Genomic DNA, 23,491 nt, shown 5'->3' with positions numbered 1-23,491 from the left:
CGAACGAACCGAGGGAGAAGGGCACATCTAATTCGAGGGTTGGGGCGAGGAAACCTGAAGGCGGACGAATCGGCGGCCGAGCGGGCTTGGCGGGACGCTTGCTTCGATATGCTGCATTCCCTCGCTCTCTGCGGCGACCGTGTGGCTCACGCCTTCGTCGCTCCAAGAGCCGTCGAGCAGGGTATCGCTCCAGACGACGGTGAATGTGAGCCCCTCGGCCATGGCATCGAGGCTGCGATCAAAGGAGAAGGTGAGGGACGTTCCTGCGTCTGTGAGAGGGGTTGTGGCCAAGGTCGATGCGTGGGGGTCCTGACCCGTGCCGAATTCCAACAGATTGCTTTCTCCGTCGCCATTGGCATCGGCCTCGTCGTCTGCCGGGCCGAGGCCGGCGGTGGTGCCGAAGTGCTCGAAACGCCAGAGTTCGAGCGGGGAGGCGTCTGCTTCGGCGGTGAATGAAATGCGCGGGCGGGTGTCGACGGGACTCTGCTGTCCTCCTTCCGACATGGTCAGGGTTGCTCGGTCGATGCCGTCCTTGGGGTCGGCGCTGTTGAGCCTCAGAAGCACATATTTCCCGCTACCTGATCCCCCGTCGTAGGCATCGTTCAGGAAAGCGCGGAGGGCTTCGTTACCCGTCGCTGAGGTTTCCACCAAGCCGAAGGGTGTGCTGTTCGTCAGAATGTTGCTTTGAAGGCGGATCGCGTCGCCGGGGTCGAGGATGCTCGTTTGACCATAGTAGTCGGAGGCAAGGACCTCGGGTGATGTGGAGACCCTGACGGCGTAGAGGTCGTTGTTGTAGAGGTCACCCTGCTTGCTCTGGTAGTTGAAGGTCAATGCACTGGTCAAGAAGGGGTCGGCCGAGTCTCCGAGGTCCGGTAGCCGGAAAACGAATACGGTGCATCGATCGACCCAAGGGGAGGATCCGCCGGTGCCGAGCAGGGTGGTGGTGGAGGATTGGTCGACGACGTCAGGGTTCTCCCGGACGCTGGCGTCCTCGGGTTGACTGATCAGAAGGGCGGCGAGAGGTGGTCCGACGCGGATGGAGCCGGATCCTGAAAATACGGGATGGGAAGCGATCAAGTTGAGGCCCGATGCGGTGTAGTGTCCGTGGGGCATGGCGATGTCGCCGAGGTTCAGTGCGGTGACGGCCCAGTGGTTTGCTCCGAGTTGGACCTGTGCCTCCGGGCTGTCGGCGACGGTCAGGGTCGACCCGGTTGCGGTTCCATCCCACTCCCCATGGATGATCAGTGAGCCATGTTCCTTCACTTCGATGCTGCCGCTGCCGATGGACTCGGGTGATTGGAATTCCAGAATGCCGGCTTCGCTGATCCAGGTGCCGGCGAAGGTGTTGGCAGGATGGGTGATGAGGAGCTGGTGCGATGAGTCAGGATCCGAGGCAGTGCTGGTGAGGGTGGCGTTGCCTTCGATCTGAGAATCGATGCGAAGGCTGCGTCCGCTGGTGCCGCTCCAGTATCCGCGAAGTTCGGAGTCGGAAGCGACGTCGATGCCGCCGTCGAGGATGCTGGTGACGTTGCTCCCGGTTCCGGCGTAGATGTTCCCACCATCGAGGATGAGGGTGTCCACCGTGGTGACGTCCGTGCCGGTGTTGCGGAGTTGTAGTTGGCCGCCGTCGAAGAGGGTGAGGGAGGCTCCGGGGAAGGTGGCCGTGGTGCCGGGTGTGCGAAGGCGCATCGTGGTGGTGTAGTGCCGGCTGAAATGGGGAGTGCCGTCCGGATCCCATGTGGTCGGGTCTTCCCACGACTGAAGGTCAACGTCCTGGGGGATGGGTCCGGTGCTGACGGGGGAGATCTGCAGATCGAGGGTGTGAAGGTTCTGGGATGAACCGGGTTCGGCAACCAGCAGGGTCAGGACGCCCTCGTTCCTCATCCGCTCTTCGTCGAACAGCGGTTCACCGGCGAAGTTCCCCGAGTCGGCGCTGTAGACGAGGCTCCAGTCATCGAAATCATTCTCTGGAGTGGCGGCATAGATTCGCGCACTCGAAGTGATCAGGTAGGCATTGCCGGATGGGTCGGTGGTGATCTTATGGCGCCCTCCGTCGATGGTGGTGAGATTCTGGTTCCAGGTGCCGCTGGTGTCGCGATGGATGTGGAGAAATTTTCCGTTCTTCCTTTGGACGACATGGACGCGGCCGGCGGCATCGACCGCTTGTCCCGCCTGGTTCACGAGGCCGGTCCCTTCCGGGTAGTCGAGGACTTTGACCGGCGGATCATTGTCATAGGTGATGGCGTCGCTGTTGGTCGTGCCGGCGATCTGGCCGGCGTTGTTCCGCCACGTGATTCCATGGTCGTCGCTGTAGGCGTACATGAAATCAAAGTTCTGATTCGAAGTCTGTCCCTCCGTCCGCCACACCCAACTCGCATGGAGGCGGTTGCCACCGTAGGTGATGCCGTTCAGGTAGCCATTGAGCTTGGTGTCGTTGCCCGCGTCGTTGGTGTAGAGGACCTGGGTTCCGTCGATGTAGACGCCGTGGCTGCTCCAGTCGTGATCGTTCTGATCGTAGGTGTAGATCATGCTTTTCCCGGCGATGGCCGAGCCTTTCCGACGGATGAGGAGGAGGTCACCATCGGGTTTCGGTGCGAAGCGTGCGTAGGTGAAACCGGTGGTGACGGAGGAGCTCAGCCCGGGCAGGCTGTCGCGAACCGCATTGAACTTGCTCGCGACCCATGCGTGAGAACCCGGATTGGTGGCGAGGCCCTGCACCGAGACCCGGTAGTTCAGGTCTTCGTTGTGATGGTCAAAGGCGAGGTGGATGGTTCCATCTCCGGGGCAGATGCCAATGGCGATGACATTGTGGGGGTCGTTCCGTGTCTGGGTGTAGTCGGTGAATACGATGGTTTCCCAGCTGCCGGATGGAAGGGCCCGGCGCCCGAGGGTGACAAACCGCTGGGCGGTGTTGGCATTGGCGTAGGAATAGAAGACGCAGTACTGGTGGCCGTTGAAGCTGGTGATGGCGTCGTCCTGGTGGGAGCGCAGATTGAGTGGCTTCGAGACGTTCTGCGGCTGTGCCCGGTCGTGCACGAGGGATTGTCCGATCCTGCTGATGGATACCTCTGCATCGAGGGGGATGATCCACAGGGAGGAGATCCAGCAGATGGCAAGCCATGCTGAGACTCTCGCGGGCTTCATGGTCGGGCTGGACATGGCGTGGAGCTTGTCGGTCAATTCCTTCTCGATCTGTGGATTTCCGCTGAGTCGAGTGGCTTCGGGGTGGAGGGGATGGCGCCCGGCAGGTCTCGATCCATGGGAAAGAGCGGGTGATTGGGTGGTGCCGGTGTGCATGGTTCTGGGGGTGGAACGCAATTCCGGCCCGGACGAAAAATCGCCGGGCCGGAAAGGAAGGGCCGTAGATCAGCTACGGAGCCTCAGTTGGTTTTATTCATGGGCCAGGGTCCCCTGTAGGAACCAGTACATAGAAGTGCTTGGTGCCGTTGGCGGAGGTGTCCGTGTAGCTACCCGAAGGTTGGTTCGTGGCATACGCGGTTCCCCAGTTGATCAGGTCGGTGGACCGATACACATCCACGTTGGAGGAGGATGTGAAGGTGATGGTCGCGTTGGTTCCCGTCTTGGTGATCGAGTCGATGACGATGGTCTCGGCCACTGGAGGTGTGCCCACGGTGATGGTTCCGGTGCCGGAGAAGTTCACGTCGTCAGGGACCGGGGCGGCGGAAGCGGAACTTCCGTAGATGCCATCGGGTTGAACCACGCCTCCGAGGCTCAGTTGACCCACGGTCTCATCGGCAGCGACGTCGACAACGCCGCCATCGATGGAGAGCGACGCAGTGTCGTCGATGGACCCGCCGTTTACGATCAGCACACCACCGTTGACGTTGGTGGCTCCGGTGAAGCTGTTGGTGCCGCGGAAATCCACGGTGCCGGTGCTGGTGCTATCGAGCGTGATACCATGAGAAGCTGCGCCGTCACGGATGTTGGCATCGATGATGACGGTGCCGCTTCCGAGGTGGACGACCTTGAGTTCGTCTTCAAGGACCACGTCGCCGTGAACCCTCTCCGGATCGTTGGCGACGTTTCCGATCTTGAAGGTGCCGGTGGCATCAGCATCGACATTGAGTTCGGCGGGGTCCACGAGGGAATCCGTATCGAAGATCAGATCGGCGGCGCCGGTGGTGCCACTCACGGTGGTGCGGAAGTTGAAGTTGGCGTCGGCGTCTGCCGTGTAGTTCAAGGAACGAATCGTCCGTGATGCGGCCATGTAGGTGTTCACCTTGCCCTCATCGTCGGCGATGGGGTCGTAGAGGAAGAGGTCGGTCTGGTTGTCGAATGCCGGCAACACATCACCCACCCAGTTGGCTGCGAGATCCCAGGATGAATTTCCTCCGGTGCGATCCCACTTGGCGGTCAATTCCTCGGTGGTGATCAGGCCGCTTTCCGCATCAGTGAAGCCGCTCAAGCTCGCGGAAATGTTGCAGGTGCCGACATCGAAGGCTTCGAAGTTGGCGCTGCCATCCAGGTTATCCACCAAGTCCTCTGGAAGAATTGCTCCCGTGATGTTGGTGAGGGTGAAGGTGGCCGCAGGGTCATTGGCGACGAAGTTTCCAAGGGCATCACGAGTGATCGCGAAGACGTCGATGGTCGCTCCCAAAAGCAGGGAAACCGGGCCTACCGCTTCTCCGCTACCATCGGCGGCAGTTTCGACGAAGAGGTCCGTGGCTGGACCTGCAAGGATATCGATCGGTGCGCTTGGGACACTGGGGATGAATGGATCTCCTGCAGTACTGGTTGCGGTGAGCGTGATGGTTTCCGCCACATCGCTAGAGACGGTGCCAAGGACCACCGAGCTGGTGCCCGTGAGGATGGTCCCGGTGGCTCCAGCGAGGATCCCTTCGCCTGAAGAGGACAGGCTGACGGTGGTATCCTGAGTCACGGCGATGGGGCTTCCACCCGCATTCTGTGCTTCGACAGTGACCGAGAAGTCGGCCCCGGCATCGGCGCTGGCGGGTGCCGAGGTAATCACCAATTTGTCGGTCAGCGAGGACGCGGTGGTCAGCGCGACGTTGTCCAGGAACAGGTGGTGGCCACCGCCGGAGCCAGTTCCGTCTGAGAAGGCCAACTGAATGATGGCGGTTCCTCCGACCTCAAGAGTCGAATCTAGTAGCCCGGTGAGATCGATGTCGATCTCATCGTGGACGGTGTGATCACCGGCGCTGCCAACGCTGGTGATCTCGTCTTCAGTAGAAGTGAAAACATTGCCGACGGTGATGTCGCTACCGGCCAGAACGTTCAGGGCGTAAGTGCGGGCGGCATTGGGACGAAAAGCATAGGCGTCGAAGTTGAACTCGTTCAGGTCAAGGTCGGTCGCGCCATTGTTGATGATGGTGAAGGTGATTTCTCCGTCCGTTTTGCCGTTGGTGAGGGTGATGTTCGAAGAGAAAAGCTCGGTCTCCGAGCTTGCAGCAACGCCCGCTGCAAAGGATCCCCAAGTGCCGTCACCGCTGGAGCCGCGGCCTGCGTTTGAGCCACCTTCTAGGGACCAGTTTTGTGTTCCTCCAACTGCAGAAGCGGTTGCGCTGGCGGTCACGCCCGTGGCGGCCACGGAAACGGTGGGAGCCGTAACGCTGTCCCAAGTGTCCCATCCGGCGACGACTTCCGCCGATGCCATGGGGGCTGAGATGATGCCCAAGGCGAGCGCCGCAGCGCCCACGGTGGGTGAAATTCGAGAATGGTGGGACGGAGTGCGACGGGGCCGTAGGCCGGACGTCCACCGAGGAGTCGGTTCGTGGGTTTTCATGGTTTAGGATACGTTTCGTGGTGCTTCGATGGGCCAAAGCGATAGGGTAGGTGTATACAAGGGAACCGATTCCTGTCTTGTCCCTCGTTTCAGGGACAAGTGTCCCAAGTTGGTCTTTGAGGGCCCAGAACATGAGGGTGGCCGGACAATTCAGTCATCGTTCGGGGCTCAGTAATTCTTCCGGTTCTCGGACTTCAGGAATTCGTCAATCAGCAGGTTGGCTTCCTGTGCCAGCAGTTCGGAGGCGGGAATCGGAGAATCCCCGGCCGGCCGAGCGAAGGTGTCGTAGAATTTCAGATCGTCGAAGCCGCCGCGAGCGGCATCCTCGATGCGAAAACCGTAGTAGATGCGTCCGATTCGTGCCCAGTGGATGGCGCCCAGGCACATCGGGCAGGGTTCGCCGGTGGTGTGAATCTCGCATCCGGTCAGGTCGAAATTCCCCAGTTTCGTGCAGGCATCGCGGATGGCGGTCACTTCGCCATGAGCGGTTGGATCATTGTCGGCGACCACGCGATTCCACCCTTCGCCGATGATGGTGCCGTCGCGCACGACCACCGCGCCGAAGGGGCCACCATCGCCGCGTTGCATGCCATTGCGGGCGAGTTCGATGGCCCGCCTCATGAAGGGCTCGGGGTTCATTCGCTCGATCCGGCTTTCAGGTTCAGACCGTGCTTTTCGAGTTGAACACGGATCAATTTACTCAGGATGGCAAAAAGCAGGGCGGCCGAGACACCGAACATCATGACACCGGCAGCGGCTTCGAGGGCTCCAAGCAAGCGCCATTCCTCGCTCATCACGACGTCTCCGTAGCCGAGGGAGGCAAAGTTGACCGCCGAGTGATAGAAGGCGTCGCGGAAGAGTTCGAATTCTCCGATCCACATGAAGGAAACGGCCCAGAGGGCGATCTGCAGCAAGTGGGCGGCGAGGACCATGAGGAGGATCACGGCCAGAGTCGTGTTGTCCCCCCATTGGCTGGCCCCCAGTGGGCGCTTCTTCGCCGCGAAGATCAGGTAGTGGATGCACGTGCTCACCAGTCCCAACTGAATGATGAAGTTGAGGATCAAGAGGGCTGCCGCGATGGTGACAAGGACGAGCATGGGGAAATGATGCAGACAATCGGCGGTGTGGAAAGAGTCCAGTTTCGTGCTGCGCGTTCCACCTTGGGAAGGAGGTAGGGGAGCTTCGGTGTTCTGCTGGGTCGGTGCCGGCGGCTCATGGCGGTTCTGATTCAGGGTTTGCAGGTTGCTGGCTCAGGCGCTAGCCATGCAGGCATGTTGGTGCGATTGGCTTTGATCCTGACGACGGCTTTCCTGCTGGTGGGCTGCGGCAGCAGTGGTGGTGGAAATACCGTGAGTTGGAAGCGTGATGAGTGGGGCCACCGGCCCGGGCCTCAGGGGTTCACGACGGTGATCATCGATGCAGGACACGGGGGGAGGGATCCGGGCGCTGTGTCCCGCCACACCGGGGCCCGGGAAAAGGACCTTGCGCTTGATACCGCCAAGCGCCTGCAGCGGAAGCTCTCGGGGAAGGTGAAGACGGTTCTGATTCGCAAGGGGGACACCTTCGTGGACCTCGACGATCGCGTGGTGAAGGCAAGCCGCAAGGATGGAGCGATTCTCGTGAGCATCCACTACAACTCGGGTCCCTCCCATGTCCGCGGGCCCGAAACGTATTATTGGCGTGTCGACAGCCACGGTCTGGCGACGCGGATCCAGCGCGAGCTGGAAAAGGTCGTGCCCGGAGAATCGGGGAACCTCGGCAAGAAGCGGCGCCGCCTCCGACTGACTCGGAACCCGGACGTGCCGTGCGTGCTGGTCGAGTGCGGATACTTGAGCAACGCCGCGGAAGCGCGGCTGTGCAACGACCCGGGCTACCGGGACAAATTGGCGTCGGCCATGGCGCGTGCGATCGTCGATCAGCAGCGGAGTGGGGATGCCGGAACCGGTCCGCGGCCACGTCCGCTGAATCAACCACCCAGCCGGCCGACGGATCCACCGGGTTCCTGATCCCTGCTCAGGCGATGCGCTGGACGAACCAGATCAGCGCGATGCCTGCGATGGCGATATTGGCTCCCGCGCGTAGCCGGTCGTAGCTGGATTTCCGGTGCCAGCCGATGGTCAGCAGCCACGCGGCCGCGAGGATGGCGACCTGGGCGCATTCCACGCCGAGGTTGGCGGCCACCAGGCGGGCCAGGAAGCCATCGCCTACGTTGACGATGGAGGCCAGCGCATTGGCGAAGCCCATGCCGTGGATCAGCCCGAAGAGGAAGACCATGAGGTAGCGCCAGCGGCTGGGCTCCTTGACGATGAGGTTTTCAACCGCGAGGGCGACGATGCTGAGCGCGATGATGGGCTCGATCCACTGGGCGGGTGGTGAGATGATCCCGGATGCGGTCAATCCCAGCGTGACCGTGTGGGCGACCGTGAAGGTCAGGGATTGCCAGAGCAGGGGGCGCAGCGAGCGCTGGAGCAGGAAGAGGGCGAGGATGAAGAGGATGTGATCGAGGCCGAGAGGGACGACGTGGCGGAATCCTTCGATGAAGGCGTGGGTCTGCGCGCCGCGGGTGGCGGGGGCGGTTTCGTTCGCCCGCGGCAGTGGCATGGAGTCGCCGGGTGACAGGGTGACGAAGCCCGAGTCTCCCAGCGATGCATCAGGCACCTCGAGGACGAAGTCCGGGGTGTCGGTTTGTGCAATCCAGATCCGGCTTTCGAAAGGAAGGGCGGTGGCTGGCTCGATCAGCACCCGATAGTAGGCGCCACCGGTGAGTCGTTCGGGGAAATCGGGCGGTGTGCTGTCGAAGTCCGGAAAGCGGTAAACGACTTCGAGCGGTTCGTCGGAGCCGTTGAAGCCCATGCAGTCGCGCAGGTAGGTTTCCGTCTCGGCTCGGAATGCCGCGTGCTCGGCAGGGGTGCGTGCGAGCAGCCAGTCGCGTGTGGGTTGTGGGGTGTCCGGTTCGCCGCGCCAGTCGGGGTTGGCATAGCCGACGTCGAAGAAGACTTCGAGCTGCCAACCCTCGGTTTGGGTCAGGACTTTGACGTAGAATTGCTCGACGACATGGGCGCGCAGGGGAAGCCCAAGCAGGAAGAGGAAGAGGAGCGAGCGCAGGACAGCCACGCCGGAGCTTAGCGCGTTTGCAGCCAGTCCTTGAAGGCTGATTCGTCGGCTCCCATCGATCCCGCCACTTTTTCCCGGTCCGCGAGGATGGCGAGACGTTCGGGGATCGCGACGCTGCCGGTTCCGAGTTCCTGCTCCATGACGTCGAGGAACTTGGCGGGATGCGCGGTTTCCAAGGTGATGGTCGGGGTGCCCGGATGGGCGAGTCGCCAGGCTTCTGCCGCGAGCAGGCCGACGGCTCCGTGCGGGTCGATCGCGTAGCCGCTTTCCACGTGGGTCCGGCGGATCATCGCACGGGTCTCCTCATCGTTGAAGGCGAGACCATCAATGACGGCTGCCATCTCATCCCATGAATCGCCGAACAGGGCCTGCATGCGGGCGAAGTTCGAGGGGGCTCCGACGTCCATCGCGTTCGAGATGGTCGACTGGCTGGGCTGGGGTTGGTATTCGCCGCTGGCGAGGTAGCTCGGGACGACGTCGTTGATGTTCGTCGCGGCGACGAACTTGGCGACGGGGAGTCCGAGTTGGCGGGCCAACAGGCCGGCGGTCAGATTGCCGAAGTTGCCGGACGGGATGACGAAGGCCGGCGGGTTGTCCAGGGTCTTCGCACTATGGATGTAGTAGAAAGACTGCGGGACGAGGCGCGAGAGGTTGATCGAGTTGGCCGAGGTGAGGTTCAGACGCTCGGACAGCTCGCGGTCGAGGAAGGCGGACTTCACCAGGCGCTGGCAGTCGTCGAAGGTGCCGTCGATCTCGATGGCCTCGATGTTGCCGCCAAGGGTGGTGAGCTGCTTCTCCTGCAGTCCGGAGACTTTTCCCTTCGGGTAAAGGATGACGACGCGGGTGCCGGGGACGTTGTGGAAGGCGGAGGCCACCGCTCCGCCGGTGTCACCGGAGGTGGCGACGAGCACGGTCAGCATGCGGTCCTCGTCGCGGGTGAGCCAGCTCATCAGGCGGGCCATGAAGCGCGCCCCGAAGTCCTTGAAGGCGAGTGTGGGGCCGTGGAAAAGCTCGAGGACGTGGTTGTCCTTGCCAATGGCGACGAGCGGGGCGTCGAACTCGAGGGTGCCATCGACGATTTCGCTGAGTGCATCCTCCGGCACATCCTCACCGAAGAAGGCTTCAGCCACGGCGTAGCCGATTTCCTGAAAGGACAGGTCCCGCCAGACCTTCCAGAAGTCCTCACCGAGGACCGGCAGGGTATCGGGCATGTAGAGGCCGTTGTCCGGTGGCAGGGAGCGCAGGATGGCTTCCTTCAGCGGGACGCGGTGGGAGGGGTCGTTGGTGGAATGGTAGAGCATCGGTCCGGCTTAGCTGGATGCCTTTTCCTCCACCACGTGCACGCCGTGTGGATTGATCTTCGAGACGTAGGTCTGGTTGCCGAGCTTGATGTCGGTGAACACTTTCGAAACGGCGGCGCCTACCTTTTGTGCGGTCTCTTCACCTTCGCACAGGGCGAAGACGGACGGGCCGGCACCCGAGATGGAGAAGCCGAGGGCTCCGGCGCCTTGGGCGGCCCGCTTGGCCTTGTAGAACTCGGGGATGAGCTTTTGGCGGCGCGGCTCGGCGATGACGTCGTGGATTGAGCGGGAGATCAGGCCGTAGTCAGACTGGATGATGCCGCAGAGCAGGCCGCCGAGGTTGCCGATCTGCTGGGTGGCGTTGGCGACGGGGATGTCGACGGGCAGGATCTCACGCGCGACCTTGGTGAGGATCTCGATGTCGGGGTGGACGACGGCGGCCCAGAGGTTGTCGGGGGCGGGGAGCTGGGAGACGTCGAGTTCGTCGTTGCTGCGGATGAAGACGATGCCACCGAGAAGGCAGGGGGCGACGTTGTCGGCGTGCCATGCGCCATCGGCCGAGGCTTCCCCGGCCATGGCGAAGGGAAGGAGCTGCTTTTTGGACAGTGGCTCGCCGATGAGTTTGTTCACCGCATAGGCGCCGGCGACGGCGGAAGCGGCGGATGAGCCGAGGCCGGAGCCGAAGGGCATTTTCTTGTGAATCTCCATCTCGATGCCGCGATCGGTCATGCCGAGGTGGCGGAGCAGATCGAGGGCGGCGACGCCGGCGGTGTTCTTTTCGGGGGCCTTGGGCAGCTTGCCGTCGTCTCCGGTGATGGAGGTGATGTGCAGGCCGGGTTTGTCACAGTGGCGGACGACCACTTCATCCCCGGGCGAGTCGATCGCAAATCCGAGGACGTCGTAGCCACAAGCGACATTTGCCACGGTGGCCGGGGCAAAAACGCGCACTTCCTGAACGGCTTCTTTGAGCATGGGGCGCGGTGCTTAGCAGCAAGGCGCAGGATTGTCGAATCCCGGGTGCGGGGATGACAGGGACGGGCTGGGGGAGGCGTGAGGGGCACCGGTCCGGATCCGCAACAGGGTCGATCGAGGATCGGACGGGTGGCGCGGGAAAGGTGGTGTTGGAACCGGTTGCAGCGGTCGGACGCCGGGGCCTGCCCCAAAGGGGCAAGATTCATTAGCCCAGGGCACCGCCCTGGGATTGGGGGGGGTCGCGGGATTGGAGCCCTGAAAGAAAGGGCGATCTATTGGGCGATGCGGGGTTTGCGATGGGATGTCGCCCCTTCAGGGCTCCGGAATGGTGCGGGATGGTTACCCAGGGCGTTGCCCTGGGCTGAGGGGTGTCGCCCCGTTGGGGCTGGGGGATGACGCCCGGTTGGGGTCGGGGGTGGAACCGAGGGGTTGCGTCGTGGGGGTGAACCGGGTCCCTTCAACTTGGCTACAGCGAGGTTTCTTCAGCTGGCTCGCTTGGGTCGGGAAGGATCTCGGCGAGCTCGAAGTCGATGATGCAGAAGCGACCGGCATGCGGGTCGTAGGTGATGTTGCGCGGCGCGGCATCGAGGTGGCGCACGCCGTATTTGGCTTCCAGCTCGGCGAAGAGTTCGGCGGCGCGCTTCTTGCTGATGTTCGGCGCCGGTTTGCCGCAGGAGGTGCTGACGAAATAGTTCTCCTCCGGATATTCCTCGAGCACCTTGGGCACGTTGGGACAGCCGCGTTTCTCCAACTCCTTGAGCACCTCGATTTCGGTGGCGTAGCGTTTGTCCGCATCCGTGCCGCGGAAGCGTTTGTGGACGCGGTTCATCCAGTCGAGGCGAACGTGGGCGCGAATTCCGTCTTTGAGTTCTCTCATGAGGTCAGAGGTGAAGAAGGGCTTGGGCGATGGTAAAGTAAATCACCATCCCGGAAACATCGACGAGCGTGGTGATGGCGGGTGCGGCGACGGCGGCGGGGTCCAGGCGGATGGCCCGGGCTCCGATTGGAAGCAGGGCGCCAACGACGGTGGAGGTGATGACTTGTGCGGTGAGGGCGAGGGCGACGGTGCAGCCGAAGCGGGCGAAGCTCACACCCTCGGGAAGCTCCGGCCGGAAGGCGGGGAGGATGAGGATGGTGACGGCGGCAATGGAGGCGCCCAGCAGGACGCCGAGGAGGGAGCCGAGTCGAAGTTCCTTCCACAGGACCTCGCGGGCGGTGCCGGGGTCGAGCTCGCCCAGCGACATGGCGCGGATGACCATGGTGGATGCCTGTCCGCCGGTGTTTCCGCCGGCGGCGACAACCATGGGCAGATACAGCGAGAGCAGGAAGACCTGGGTGAGGGTGTCTTCGAAGCGCAGCATCACGTAGCCGGACGCGATGGCCAGCATGCCGAGACCAAGAAGCCAGATGAAGCGCCGCTTGAAGTGGGTCATCACGCTGGTCTGCAGGTAGGTGTCCTCGACCTGCTCCCCGGCGATACCGGCGAGCTTCTCGATGTCCTCGGTGCTCTCTTCCTGAAGGATGTCCATCGCATCATCGTGGGTGATGATGCCCAGCATGTGGTCGAATTCGTCGACGACGGGAAGTACGACGAGGTCGTACTTCATGAGGATCTGTGCGGCTTCCTCCTGGTCGGCGGTGGCGAGGACGCGCTGTTCCGGCGGCACCTCGGCCATGATGTCCCGGATCGGAGTGTCCCATGTGTTGAAAGCCAGGTCGCGCAGGCGGACCCGGCCGATCAGGTGGCCCTTGGCATCGACCACATACATCCGGCTCAGGGTTTCGGTGTTCTCTTGCTTGTGGCGGAGGTCGTCGATGGCCTGTTTTACGGTCATCGAGGCGAGCAGGCGCCCGAAGCCGGTGGTCATCCTGCCGCCGGCGGTCTCGGGTTCGTAGCGAAGGAGGCCACGGGTGAGTTCCTCGTCCTCGGGTCCGAGCAGTCCGAGGAAACGCAGGCGGGCTTCATCACCGACGGCCTGGAGGATGTCCACGCGGTCATCGTCCGAAAGGTCGCGGAAGAGGACTTTGAGTTCCGCCGGACGATACGCGTCGAGGGCTTCCTCGATGAGCGAGTCGGGCAGGTCGACGATCATGTCGGCCGCGAGATTCGGGCCGATGGACTTCAGCAGCATGATCCGCTGTTCTTCGTCGAGATCCTGGTAGGCCAGGGCGAGGTCGGCGTAGTGGAGATCGCCAGCGACCGCGAGGACTGCGCTTTGGTCCTCGGCTTTGATGGCGCGGGCGAGCTCCTCCGCAGGCTGGATGACTGCCTCTTCCGACATGGTCGGAGCATGAGGGGCTTGTCTGTGCGGAGCAAGCCCAGCGGGTGGATTCGCTCAGCCTTTCACCCGCGCGGGTTTGGCTCGTGGAATCCTTTTCTTGTGACTGCGCAGGGCGCGGATGATGCCGGGGGCGGCGCGCACTTTGAGTTCGATGCGGTCCTGGGCGTCGCGGACCCACTGGAGGCTCAGATTGCTGGTGACTCCCTTGTTCTCGACGGGAAAGACCGCATGTCGTTCATGATGAGGTCGTTGGTGGTCGATGCGCTCGATGAGGGATTGGACCTGTTGGTCGCCGAGACCGTGATCGATCTGCTCGCGGATGGTTTCGACGAGGTAGGGGAGGTACTCGGTCTGGGTGCGGATGGTGATGCCGCTCTGGGGCGCATAGGCGGTGTCGAGCTCGGCAAGGATTTCCTCGGAGCTCGCTTCTCCGATGCGCTCGAGTTTCCGGGCACAGCGGCGGCGAAGCCACCAGGTCATGAGCAGGGCCGTCGGCCAGGCGATGAGCACGCTGGCGATCAGGAAGTTCGAAAGGTCTGCCGGGGCCTCATGCATCACCCGCAAAGCTATCCGATCATGCGCGATGAGGAAAGCCGCAAAACGGCAGGAGATTCCCGAGTCACCGGGGTGCTGACCGGGTCCGTGGGCGGTCGATATCGCGGGATATGGCGGAATCGGGTGCAATTGTCGGCCAATCGGTAGAAATGCAGGGGAATTCCACGGACTCTTGAATAAGTTGGTCGGTTGGCGTCGTTTTGGGGCCGTGAAACGACTTTTAGTGGCATTCGGACTGGGCATTTGTCCTCTCGTGACGGGGGCGATGTCCCCGGAAGAGGAGATCAAGGCAAAGGTGCCCGCGGCCTTGGCCATCCTCGAGAAATGGGAACAGGAGTCCCCGGAGAAAGGGGAGCGCAAGTTGCACATTGTCTACTGGACGCCCAAGGACCGTGAGCCGTCGCCGAAGCATCGTGAGCGTCTGACGGCGATTCTCGAAGACATCCGGGATTTCTACGCGGGTGAGATGCAGCGGATCGGGTTCGGCCCGCGGACCATCGGTCTGGATTATTCCGATGACGGGCTTCTCAACATCCATCTGGTGAAGGGCCGGAAGGACTACCCGGCCTATGGGCCAAGCTCGGGCGGGGAGATCCGGAACGAGAGTCTCCCGACGCTGCGTGCCGCGGGCATCGATCCCGGGAAGGAGACCGTCGTGATCTTCTGCAACATGTCGAACTGGGATCCGGCGAAAGGCAGGATCAATCAGAACAGCCCATATTATGCGGGTGGCTCCCACCGCAATGGAACCGCTTGGCAGGTGGACTCACCGATCCTCGAACTCGGCAGTCTGGCCAAGAAGAATCCGAAAGTCCGGGACGGGCAGTACGGGCACATCTCGATCGGTCGCTACAATTCGATCTTCATCGGTGGTGTCTGCCACGAACTGGGGCACGCCCTGGGGCTTCCCCACAACCGTGAACGACCGGACGAGCGTGAGGCATTCGGCACGGCGCTCATGGGCTCGGGAAACCGGACGTACGGTGAAGACCGTAGAAATGAGGGAAGGGGGTCGTTCCTGACTCTCGCTCATGCGCTGAAGCTGGCGGCGCATCCGATGTTCAGCGGCTCGGTGAAGCGCATGGATCAGGGGTCCACGGCGAAGATCGACGACCTGGTGGTGGAGCCGGTCGGGAAAGGTTTCAGGGTGACTGGGAAGGTGACAGCGGATCCGCCGGTCCACGCCTTGATCGGCTACATGGATCCGGCGGGTGGAGGCGACTATGACGCCACGACCTGCACGGCGGTGCCGGATGCCGATGGCCGCTTCGTCCTCGAGGCGAATGCGCTGGTCCCCGGCGGGAACCAGGAATTCCGGATTGTTGCGTGCCAGGTGAACGGGGCGAGCTCGACCTATGTGGGGTCGAACAGCCCGTGGGAGATTCCGTATTCCGTCGGGCCGTCGGGGGAAGTGGATCTGTCACTCCATCAGTCGTCGCAGTTGCTCGAAACCCTGATCGGGAAGGTGAATGCCAAGGACAAGGATGGTGCCCGTCGCGAGCTCGAGCGGCTCCGTGAAGCGGGGGTGGATGGAGGGAGTCTCCAGGCGGCGTCCACTCTGGTCGGCACCCTGGACGAACAGAAGTGGGTGGATCCGCTGACGACTGACGAGGGGGAGCTGTCGCTGACGGTGGTGAAGCCGGTCGAGGTGAAGGTCGGGTGGGGGAGTCCGGTGGTAAACCGGGTGCCGGATCCGAAGGCCCTGATCCAGGCAGGTGGGAAACTCTATGCGCGGGGTCTCTACGCTCACGCTCCGGCGGTGCACCGCTGGAACCTCGGCGGGAAGTGGATGAAGATCGAAGGGGATGTCGGATTGGTTTCGGCCGGTTCTCAGGGCAGCTGTGTGTTCGTCGTCTTCGCGGATGGCAAGCAGGTGTGGCGCTCCAAGAAGCTCCAGGGGCAGGAGGTGCAATCCTACAGCCTTGATTTGACCGGAGTGAAGGAACTTGAACTCCGGGTCGAGGATGCCGGGGACGGCAAGGGCAGTGACTGGGGTTTCTGGCTGGATCCGGTTCTTACTCGATAGCCATGGCAGGGGCGACCTGCCTCACCACCATGCCAAACCGTGGCGATCCCAGAATGCGTAGAGCTCCTTTTCGCTGCCTTTGAAGACATTCCGCTCGGTGGGCTGGGAGAGGTTGCCGAAGTAACGCGGACTGCGCCATGAAGAGGTGCTGTAGTGTTTGGCGTTGGAGCGGCCATTCTGCCAGAGCACTCCGCCATACTGCCACATCGCCCACTCGTCCCAGATGTCGTATTGCTCCATCAGCCCGTCGGGTGTCAGGTCGCCCCGGCCCATGCTGCGTTCGGTGCCGCTGGGGCCGTAAAGGGCGATCCAGTACGGTGCCCGCCGTATGATCCGCTTCTGGCTGGCGCTGGCGTTGCTCAACTGGGTCCGGAGCGCGGCACTGTTCTCAAGGTAGACAACCGGGGTGACTCCGCAGATTTTCTCGACCCGCTGGATGAACCTCACCAATCGGTCAGGGGTGGATTTGGTGTCGAAATCGCCGACGAGGAGGATCTTCCGGCGTGAGAGCCCCTGGCTGCGGGCGGTGGCGCGTACGCGGCTGACGAAGGCGTCGGCCTGAGCTTCCGGGCTGGGGCTCATGGTGACGAAGTGGTAGGCGCCGACGAGCATGCCTTCGCGGTCGGCGGAGCGGATGAAGCTGGCGAACTTGGTGTCCAGTTCGTTGCCCTTGGCGGAGCGGGCGATCAGGCCCTTTGCTCCGTTCTGGCGCATGGGGGCGACGTTGTGCTCGGTGTAGCGCTGGCCGCCGCGTTGGACTTCCTTCGGATCCCAGCCGGAAACATTGAGCACTGCGGGTGAGTCGGCCACGCTGGTGCCGCCGAAGCCGCCACCGCATTGGCAGAGAAGAACTGGGATGATCAGTAAGGAGAAGAGCTTCATCCTGAGCAGATGACCATGAATCCGCCCTCACCGCAAGAAGTGGAAAGCTTGCGATGGGAGGGAGGCTCGTGCTTGATAGGCCACGGATGGACGATCCTGAACTTGATCCTTACGCGACTCCGCACTGCGACATGGCGGACGAGGCGCCCGCGGGCACCTGGTTCGTGCAGGATGGGCGGCTGTTGTTCCGTCATGAGGCGGTGCTGCCCGAAGTGGATCTCCTGACCGGCAGGGAGGATGTGCCCTTGGTTTCCTCGACACGGGTCTTCGAGGCCACGTCCGGCGGGCGCTCGGCGTGGCTCTATGTGGGGGTGATGGCTCTGGCGGTGACGGCGGTCGCGGTGCGTCGGGCGGTGGATCTGAATCTGATCCTCGCGATTGCCGGATTGATTGCGGTGTCCTACCTGATCGGGCTTCTGGTGAAGCGGTCGGTGGCCTGTGGTGTGATCCATTTCCACATGGCAGAGCAGGAACCGTCCGGGCCGAACTGGCGCAGGTGGCTTCAGTTGGCCTTGGCGACCGTGGGGATCGGCTTCTTTCTGGGGACGGTGTTCACCGACTCACTGAAGTGGATGTTCTGGGGGTTCGGGGTCATGAGTTCGTGCCTGGTGATGCTGGTCGTGGTGCGCCTCGCCCCCGGTGGGTTGAAGTGCACCGGTGAGCACGATGGATGGTTCGTTCTCGAGGGCATCCCGGATGAAGGTCTGCGTTCTCTTGCCTGGAGACAGCATGCGGTCGACTCGTATCGGGAGCATGAGTGACTTCAATCCCTATCAGGCACCGAGCGAGGCCGCGCAAACCGAGGTACCCGGGTTGGAGGGCTTCTGGAAGGTGGAAGCCGGCGTGCTGAGTTTTCGTGATGGAGCGCAGCTGCCGAAACTCGACATCCGAAGTGGCCGACGGGACATTCCTCTAACACCTGCATCCAGTGAGTTCGTGGTCCGGACTGGGTTCGCTGGCATGCTTCCCTCGCTGATCCGCGTGGCTCTGCTGTTCGGCATGTTCGGAGGAGCACTCTTCGCGGTGTCGAAGGGATACTACAGTTCGTCGGTCTGGATTCTGGGCTCGTGTGTCATGCTCTTCGTGATTTCGGGCATTGTCGCAGAACGATGCCGTCAGCGGGTGCGGCTGAGGTGGTGGGTCGATGCCGAAGTTGAAGCCCGCGCTTTGAAGCGCCGGCAATGGGCCGCTCGATTCAGCCTGGTGGCCACCGGACTGCTTTTGACCTCGATTTTCCTGGAGGACGTGGTGCCTCGCTGGCTCGGTTGGTCGGGGCTGGCCGTGTCGTGGCTTGTCACGGTGGTGGTCAACCGCGTGGGTGGTCGTTTGGTCTGCCGTTCGGGGCGGGACGGCTGGTTCGTGCTGAAGGGCCTGATGCCGGATGTGCTGACAGAGTTGGCTTCGCAGCAGCCCGATGAAATGGAGCGGTGGCAGCAGCGCCGGACGCGGACCCGACGGGTGTTCACGGCCTTTCTCTTTCGTTCTCCTGCACGTGTCCTTGCCGGCAAGCAGGCGTGGAACCCGGTCGCGCTGCTGTTGATCATGATCTACAAGCTCACCCGGTCCAGGTTCCTGACCCGTGAGTGCTTTGCCCACTCCGAGGCCGAGGAACTGAAGTCCTCCGAGTGGGATCCGAAGCTGCGCAAGCTTTGGGACGGTTTGCAGGGTGACGAGGCGTTCGAGGGCTGGCGGCTACTGGCGAGTCGGAAGCTGGGTTCTCCGCTCGGTGACCTTCACAGTGAATGGATGACCCTGGTGAGTCCGGGGAATGAGCATGCGCTGGTTTTTGCGGTGGTCCGCCTGACCACGGCGGGGGTGGTGCAGGAAGTCCTTGAGACCACCTTCAGGAGCTGGACGGCGGATGGTAGGCTCCTTGTGACCAGCAACAGCGTGCTGCAGCGGCCACTACCGGCCAACTACGACGTGGTGAGACAGGCGGGGCCTCCCTGCAGTCTCCTGAAGGCCCACATGCGGCGTGTCGGAGGAGCGGAACTGGTGCCAGCAGCATTTCCTGATGGCTGGCAAAGGCGAATGACTGAAGACGTCGAAACGCGCCATGCATGCCTCGAAGCTGCTGGTGTTTATGGTCCGATCCGAGAGGAGAAATTTCCGGATGTGGAGCGGATGGCGTGATGTCCCGGGAGGATCGAGCAACAAGCCCACCGGGGAATGGTGGCGGGAGATCCATCCTTTCCTTGATTTTCTGAGTGAATTCCTTGACAGTGGCCCCGTTCAGACGCTTTCCTCCCGCCCGCGCCGCGAGCGGCACGGAAACAACAGAGCACCCGTAGCTCAATTGGATAGAGTGCCTGACTACGAATCAGGAGGTTAGGGGTTCGACTCCCTTCGGGTGTACCACTTTTCAAAAGCCCTGCAACTGTCTCAGTTGCAGGGCTTTTTTGTGTCCAGGCAAAGACCGATCGTGGCGTCGACACCGCGGCATGGCTGAAGTCGATGAGTATCGTTTGCCGGGGTCTGAGTTTGTCTCGCTGTGAGTGGCCTGAGTGCCCTCCAGCTTGCATCAGAGGGTTCGTGGTGCGGAAAGAGCGGAGTTGGGTCCCGTACGGGCGGGAGCGGCCCGCGGAGGGAATCTCCTGAGCCGTTGTTTTGTCGGTTCGACAGGTCAGGGTCTTCCGGCGTGGGCTTTGACGATGATTGGGTCGTGCCTCCTTTGCGAGGCCGACTCCTCAGTCGCGTCTACCGACAGGAAAGTTCCCCGAGGACGCCCATTTCGTGGAGTTTGGGGAGGAGGGCTTCGATTTGCGAAGCTGTCGGGTTGGGAATGGGTTGGCGGGCTGGGCCGACGGGGACGCCAAGGGTGCCCATGATGGCCTTGGCGGCCCCGAGGTAACCGATGGAGGCGATGGCCTCGATCATCTCGACCGAGCGACGCTGAAGCTCTTGAGCGGTTTCGAGGTCACCCTGATGGAAGGCGTCGATGAGTTCCTGGTAGAGCGGAGCGGCGAAGTTGTAGGAAGACCCGACGCCTCCTTTGGCTCCGAGCTTGAGGGCATCGATCAGATTCTCGTCGATCCCCCATGGGACATCGAAGCGACCGTCATCGGCGCCGAGGCTCTTTTCGAAGGCGTTCAGGTCGGGATTGGTGAACTTGATGCCGGCAAGGTTGGGGATGCGTGGCGACGCTTCCTTCAAGAAGGCGTCCATGGGGAACTCGACGCCGGTGAGGACGGGAATGTCGTAGTAGTAGAACGGGAGGTTCGGAGCCGACGAGGCGATGGATTCACACCAATCGACCAATGCCGTCAAAGTCGGAGGTTTGTAGTAGCTGGGTGCCAGCGCTGAAACGGCGAAGAGGTTGAGATCCTGCGCGACGGCCGCGAAGTGGCGGGCGTCTTCGAGGCAGTTGCTTCCCGCATGGGCGATGACCCGGATGCCGTGGTCGGGGGCAGCAGATGCCCATGCTTGGTAGAGGGTCACCCGTTCATCCCGGGTGAGCGAGTGGGCTTCCCCGGTGGAGCCGGTGATGAAGGCGGCATTCACCCCCTGCTTGGACAGGTGTGCCGCCTGGAGAGGGACCACCTCCGGAGCCAGTGATCCGTCGGAGTGGAAGGGAGTGTGGGTGGCTGCAACGAGGCCATGCAGGGGCGTGATCATGAAGTAGGGAAAGTAGTGTGGATGCCGGTTTGATTAAAAGGATCAAAGAAGCCCGCTGAGGGGAACCTGCAACGGGCTTCCTGATACGAGTGGGTCGAGTCGGGTGCTCAGGGCAGCTCGGTCACATGGACGCGAAGGAAGACCCGCTGGGTGGATCCGGCCGTAATGGCCGCGGTCACTTCGACCGTATCGTTGAGCGGTGCATCCTGATCGTCGGTGACGACGGTGGTGATGTCGGCGCTGACGCCATTCGGGTCCGTTTCGCCGGAGTCATTCCAATTCACGAGGTCGGAGGACCATTCGTAGGTGGCACTCAGGTCGGTGGCGAGGCTGTTGGATCGCGTGTGGCTGGCGGTCAGACTTCCGCCGCTTGCCGAGACCGGAACGAGGCCGGCGCTGAAGGTGCTGGGGTCGGTTCCGAGGAAGTTCTCGACGCCGTTGTCGACACCATCGCCATCGGGGTCGGCATCGATTCCGATGATCAGCTCATCGGTTTCCCCGGGGAAGAAGCCGCTGATCCATCCGGCGTAGCTGTTCGGGTCGCCGGGGGTGTAGGTAAGTTCGATTCCGAGTGAGTCACCGGTCAGGTCGACGCTCCAGGTGCCGATCGACCCGGTGGCGGCGGCGAAGGCGCTGTCATCGACGATGATGTCCCCACTGGTGAATCCAGTGATGGGATTGGCCGAAGTGGCGATGATGAAGCTCTCGCTGGTCTCGGCGAAGTCGGCAATCGAGTCCGGGGTGACCGCGATGGTCACCGGTCCATCGCCACCGACGAAGATGTCGATCGAGTCCGCTTGAACGAGGTCGGCGGAAGCGGGGTTCCAGGCGCCGATTTCCCATTCGTAGATGGCGTCTCCGAAGAGAGTCAGCGATGAAAGGGTGGTCAGGGTGCCAACGCTGCTGCCTGGGGCGAGGGTGCCTTCGATGTCCAGGAAGCCGTTGATCGTGCCCTCGCCCGAGATGGTTCCCTCATCCGCTGCAAATACCGTGCTCGCAGCATGGGTGGTCCCGGAAGGAATCACGAGACGCCCTGATTCGACCGTGGTGCTGCCGGTGTAGGATTGGGAACTGGTGAAGGTGACGATTTGAGTGGAGGTGTCTCCGATGCCGCCTGTCGATGGGGCGCCGATCCTGACGTTGCCACCACCGCTGATGATGGCATCGACGGAGTGATCATCGGTGCGGGTAAAGGTCAGCGTGCCTTCGTTGTTCACCGCCGTGGTGCCGAGCGAGCCAAAGCTGTCGGCGGCGAGGCTGTCACTGTCACCAGGGACGCCACCGATACGAACGGGAGTGTCCAGTGTGATGCCCAGCGGCGAGGTGAGAGCAAGATCCGAGGTGATGATGAAACCGCGGTTCAGGTTGGTCATCGCGCCGGTTGAGTCGTCGAAGCTCAGTGAGCCGTCGCCCGTGAGTGTGCCTTGAATCTTGAGACTCCGGCCGGCGCCCGCCGAATTGTTGGCGATGAGATTGGCCGGGCCAACGACCGAGATGTCATTGGTCCATGTCCAGTTGCCTTCGATTTGTGAAAGCGTGCCCGAGGTGGTGGCATCACCGAGGATGATGGTGCCGGTGCCCATCGCCGTTGCTCCATTACGGATCGTCTGGAACTCGGAATCGCCGAGGACAGTGAGAGTGCCTGAGAAGCCTGACCAGGTATTCGGTGAGGCGAAGGCGACGCCGCCACCCGTGTAGTTCCATAGGGTGCCTCCACCATCGATGACGATGTCGCCTGCTCCGGAGACATTGCGCATCTTCGCGGTGGCCTTGTAGTCGAGGAAGTCGCTGCGTGAAATGGTCAGTGTGGTGCCTGACGCCAGAGAGACAGGGCCCGCCCCGATTTCGCCGGCGGTTGCGCCATCGCCCGCGGTGATGGTTCCCATGGTCAAGGTGGTTCCACCGGAGTAGGCGTGGTCGGCCGTGAGGGCAAGGCTGCCGGGGCCATCCTTGGTCAGTGTGGCAGGTCCGATGATGGTGGATCCGCCGAGGGTGTAAGGGAGGACATCATTGTTGACCAGAATGCTGTCGGGCGAGGGCGTGCCGACGATGGTCACAGCTCCTGAAGCCGCCGTGTCGTCGAAGGTGACATTGTCGGAGTCGCTGAAGGCGGTGGGAGTGGTATCCGTGAGTTGCCAGTTGTTGGTGAGGTCATCCCAGTTGCTGTCGGTGGCTGCTGTCCAAGTGAGGTCGTCGGGGACGATGGGGTCACCGGGTTCGAATGCGCCGGTGTTGTCGAAGCGCAGGAAGTCGACTTCCCAATCGCCGCCGGTATCACCTGAGAAATTGCCGATGAACCAAGATCCGCCAGTGTTGAAACTTCCGTTTCCGCCATTGATGGGGGTCGAGAGATCGGCGTTGAGGAGGGTTTCGTTGACCCAGATGTAGTAGTTGTTGCTGCCCTCGTAGGCGATGCGGACGACTTGCTGTCCACTCGTGAAGTCCGTTCCCGAGAGATATTCGGTGAATGTGCCACCCGTCGTGCGGAACGTCACCACGTCGTCCTTGAATGAAAAGCGGGCGGATTGAGTGGCTCCGGGAGACTGGAGGGCGAGAGAGAACCACCCTTGGGACCCTTGGGTTCCTGCGGTCTTCTCAACGCTCAGCTCAAGGGTGTAGGGCGTGTCCGTGGCGAGTATGGCCCGGGTGATGCTTCCGCCGTAGTCAGTACGGAACAGTTGTTCTCCGTTGGCCAGATCCGAGGCGGCCACGCCACCGCTGTAGGTCTGGGGAGAGGTGATTCCGCTGACAGTGCCGGTAAAGAAGTCACTGGTCGAATTGCTGTCGAGGTCCTGCGACGACGGATTCACATCCATCTCGTAGAGATAGGTGAAGTCGACGGATGCCTTGCTGGAAGTGATGGCTGCCTGCCCCAGGGAAGTGGAGGAGATGAGGGCCAGGAGGATGGAGGTTCTTTTCATGGTTCGGTCGGAAGTTGTTACAAGTGGAAGATAGGTCGGCAGATGAGTGGCTTCAAATT

17 protein-coding genes and 1 tRNA gene are annotated in these 23,491 nt (G+C 62.3%); 5 read left to right on the top strand and 13 right to left on the bottom strand.

Annotation, left to right across the window (positions count from 1 at the left end):
* Nucleotides 1–27: 27 nt before the first annotated feature.
* From JIN81_RS06050 to JIN81_RS06035, 4 genes are all read right to left on the bottom strand, one after another.
* On the bottom strand, nucleotides 28–3,297 hold the full coding sequence (locus JIN81_RS06050) for a BNR repeat-containing protein (RefSeq protein WP_200277664.1): 3,270 nt from the start codon (nucleotides 3,295–3,297) through the stop codon (nucleotides 28–30).
* Between the two features lie 97 nt (nucleotides 3,298–3,394).
* Nucleotides 3,395–5,635 (bottom strand): beta strand repeat-containing protein, encoded by a 2,241-nt coding sequence (locus tag JIN81_RS06045; protein WP_234044515.1) that lies wholly within the window; start codon nucleotides 5,633–5,635, stop codon nucleotides 3,395–3,397.
* A 297-nt stretch (nucleotides 5,636–5,932) separates the two neighbouring features.
* Entirely contained in the window at nucleotides 5,933–6,403 is a 471-nt protein-coding gene (locus tag JIN81_RS06040; RefSeq protein WP_200277660.1) for a nucleoside deaminase, read from the bottom strand.
* Nucleotides 6,400–6,861, bottom strand: a complete 462-nt coding sequence (locus JIN81_RS06035; protein ID WP_200277658.1) for an ion channel — start codon at nucleotides 6,859–6,861, stop codon at nucleotides 6,400–6,402. The genes JIN81_RS06040 and JIN81_RS06035 overlap by 4 nt, the downstream gene beginning before the upstream one ends.
* A gap of 180 nt (nucleotides 6,862–7,041) precedes the next feature.
* Between JIN81_RS06035 and JIN81_RS06030 the strand changes: the two genes are divergently transcribed.
* Nucleotides 7,042–7,770: an N-acetylmuramoyl-L-alanine amidase family protein gene (locus tag JIN81_RS06030; protein WP_325100853.1), complete on the top strand. Its 729-nt coding sequence runs from the start codon at nucleotides 7,042–7,044 to the stop codon at nucleotides 7,768–7,770.
* 7 nt (nucleotides 7,771–7,777) lie between these two features.
* Here the strand turns inward: JIN81_RS06030 and JIN81_RS06025 are convergent, their stop codons facing one another.
* The 6 genes from JIN81_RS06025 to JIN81_RS06000 form a co-directional block, all read right to left on the bottom strand.
* Nucleotides 7,778–8,878 carry a HupE/UreJ family protein gene (locus JIN81_RS06025; RefSeq protein WP_200277654.1) on the bottom strand — a complete coding sequence of 367 codons (1,101 nt, stop codon included), beginning with the start codon at nucleotides 8,876–8,878 and terminating at the stop codon, nucleotides 7,778–7,780.
* Nucleotides 8,879–8,886: 8 nt separating this feature from the next.
* Nucleotides 8,887–10,179: a threonine synthase gene (gene thrC / locus JIN81_RS06020; RefSeq protein WP_200277652.1), complete on the bottom strand. Its 1,293-nt coding sequence runs from the start codon at nucleotides 10,177–10,179 to the stop codon at nucleotides 8,887–8,889.
* Nucleotides 10,180–10,188: 9 nt separating this feature from the next.
* Nucleotides 10,189–11,151 carry a homoserine kinase gene (locus tag JIN81_RS06015; RefSeq protein WP_200277650.1) on the bottom strand — a complete coding sequence of 321 codons (963 nt, stop codon included), beginning with the start codon at nucleotides 11,149–11,151 and terminating at the stop codon, nucleotides 10,189–10,191.
* 466 nt (nucleotides 11,152–11,617) lie between these two features.
* Nucleotides 11,618–12,028, bottom strand: coding sequence for a BUD32 family EKC/KEOPS complex subunit (locus JIN81_RS06010; protein WP_200277648.1), 411 nt, complete (start codon nucleotides 12,026–12,028; stop codon nucleotides 11,618–11,620).
* Between the two features lie 4 nt (nucleotides 12,029–12,032).
* Complete coding sequence (gene mgtE / locus JIN81_RS06005) at nucleotides 12,033–13,433, bottom strand: magnesium transporter (RefSeq protein WP_200277645.1); 1,401 nt, start codon at nucleotides 13,431–13,433, stop codon at nucleotides 12,033–12,035.
* 54 nt (nucleotides 13,434–13,487) lie between these two features.
* The gene (locus tag JIN81_RS06000) at nucleotides 13,488–13,988 is read right to left on the bottom strand and encodes a hypothetical protein (protein ID WP_200277638.1); all 501 of its coding nucleotides are present in this window, start codon (nucleotides 13,986–13,988) and stop codon (nucleotides 13,488–13,490) included.
* A gap of 208 nt (nucleotides 13,989–14,196) precedes the next feature.
* On the opposite strand from JIN81_RS06000, the gene JIN81_RS05995 reads away from it, so the two are divergent.
* Nucleotides 14,197–16,014, top strand: a complete 1,818-nt coding sequence (locus JIN81_RS05995) for an NPCBM/NEW2 domain-containing protein (RefSeq protein WP_325100852.1) — start codon at nucleotides 14,197–14,199, stop codon at nucleotides 16,012–16,014.
* A 21-nt stretch (nucleotides 16,015–16,035) separates the two neighbouring features.
* Here the strand turns inward: JIN81_RS05995 and JIN81_RS05990 are convergent, their stop codons facing one another.
* The gene (locus JIN81_RS05990) at nucleotides 16,036–16,896 is read right to left on the bottom strand and encodes a GH25 family lysozyme (protein WP_200277636.1); all 861 of its coding nucleotides are present in this window, start codon (nucleotides 16,894–16,896) and stop codon (nucleotides 16,036–16,038) included.
* A gap of 68 nt (nucleotides 16,897–16,964) precedes the next feature.
* Between JIN81_RS05990 and JIN81_RS05985 the strand changes: the two genes are divergently transcribed.
* From JIN81_RS05985 to JIN81_RS05975, 3 genes are all read left to right on the top strand, one after another.
* Nucleotides 16,965–17,657: a hypothetical protein gene (locus tag JIN81_RS05985; RefSeq protein ID WP_234044514.1), complete on the top strand. Its 693-nt coding sequence runs from the start codon at nucleotides 16,965–16,967 to the stop codon at nucleotides 17,655–17,657.
* Nucleotides 17,650–19,029: a hypothetical protein gene (locus tag JIN81_RS05980; RefSeq protein WP_200277632.1), complete on the top strand. Its 1,380-nt coding sequence runs from the start codon at nucleotides 17,650–17,652 to the stop codon at nucleotides 19,027–19,029. Before JIN81_RS05985 ends, JIN81_RS05980 begins: the two co-directional genes overlap by 8 nt.
* A 148-nt stretch (nucleotides 19,030–19,177) precedes the next feature.
* A tRNA-Arg gene (locus JIN81_RS05975) sits at nucleotides 19,178–19,254 on the top strand.
* Nucleotides 19,255–19,593: 339 nt separating this feature from the next.
* Here JIN81_RS05975 and JIN81_RS05970 read toward each other — a convergent pair.
* Both JIN81_RS05970 and JIN81_RS05965 read right to left on the bottom strand, forming a co-directional pair.
* The gene (locus JIN81_RS05970; protein WP_200277631.1) at nucleotides 19,594–20,511 is read right to left on the bottom strand and encodes a dihydrodipicolinate synthase family protein; all 918 of its coding nucleotides are present in this window, start codon (nucleotides 20,509–20,511) and stop codon (nucleotides 19,594–19,596) included.
* Between the two features lie 107 nt (nucleotides 20,512–20,618).
* On the bottom strand, nucleotides 20,619–23,432 hold the full coding sequence (locus JIN81_RS05965; RefSeq protein WP_200277630.1) for a beta strand repeat-containing protein: 2,814 nt from the start codon (nucleotides 23,430–23,432) through the stop codon (nucleotides 20,619–20,621).
* Nucleotides 23,433–23,491: the final 59 nt, after the last annotated feature.

It is taken from the genome of Haloferula rosea (assembly GCF_016595525.1).
Taxonomy (GTDB): Bacteria; Verrucomicrobiota; Verrucomicrobiia; order Verrucomicrobiales; family Akkermansiaceae; genus Haloferula; species Haloferula rosea.
This window is presented reverse-complemented; position numbering and strand designations above follow the sequence as displayed.

What these genes read in the sequence shown, in the direction of transcription:
- JIN81_RS06050 (WP_200277664.1), bottom strand. Translation starts at nt 3,297, where the DNA reads ATGCACACCGGCACCACCCAATCACCCGCTCTTTCCCATGGATCGAGA.
- JIN81_RS06045 (WP_234044515.1), bottom strand. Translation starts at nt 5,635, where the DNA reads ATGGCATCGGCGGAAGTCGTCGCCGGATGGGACACTTGGGACAGCGTT.
- JIN81_RS06040 (WP_200277660.1), bottom strand. Translation starts at nt 6,403, where the DNA reads ATGAACCCCGAGCCCTTCATGAGGCGGGCCATCGAACTCGCCCGCAAT.
- JIN81_RS06035 (WP_200277658.1), bottom strand. Translation starts at nt 6,861, where the DNA reads ATGCTCGTCCTTGTCACCATCGCGGCAGCCCTCTTGATCCTCAACTTC.
- thrC (WP_200277652.1), bottom strand. Translation starts at nt 10,179, where the DNA reads ATGCTCTACCATTCCACCAACGACCCCTCCCACCGCGTCCCGCTGAAG.
- JIN81_RS06015 (WP_200277650.1), bottom strand. Translation starts at nt 11,151, where the DNA reads ATGCTCAAAGAAGCCGTTCAGGAAGTGCGCGTTTTTGCCCCGGCCACC.
- JIN81_RS06010 (WP_200277648.1), bottom strand. Translation starts at nt 12,028, where the DNA reads ATGAGAGAACTCAAAGACGGAATTCGCGCCCACGTTCGCCTCGACTGG.
- mgtE (WP_200277645.1), bottom strand. Translation starts at nt 13,433, where the DNA reads ATGTCGGAAGAGGCAGTCATCCAGCCTGCGGAGGAGCTCGCCCGCGCC.
- JIN81_RS06000 (WP_200277638.1), bottom strand. Translation starts at nt 13,988, where the DNA reads ATGCATGAGGCCCCGGCAGACCTTTCGAACTTCCTGATCGCCAGCGTG.
- JIN81_RS05990 (WP_200277636.1), bottom strand. Translation starts at nt 16,896, where the DNA reads ATGAAGCTCTTCTCCTTACTGATCATCCCAGTTCTTCTCTGCCAATGC.
- JIN81_RS05980 (WP_200277632.1), top strand. Translation starts at nt 17,650, where the DNA reads ATGAGTGACTTCAATCCCTATCAGGCACCGAGCGAGGCCGCGCAAACC.
- JIN81_RS05970 (WP_200277631.1), bottom strand. Translation starts at nt 20,511, where the DNA reads ATGATCACGCCCCTGCATGGCCTCGTTGCAGCCACCCACACTCCCTTC.
- JIN81_RS05965 (WP_200277630.1), bottom strand. Translation starts at nt 23,432, where the DNA reads ATGAAAAGAACCTCCATCCTCCTGGCCCTCATCTCCTCCACTTCCCTG.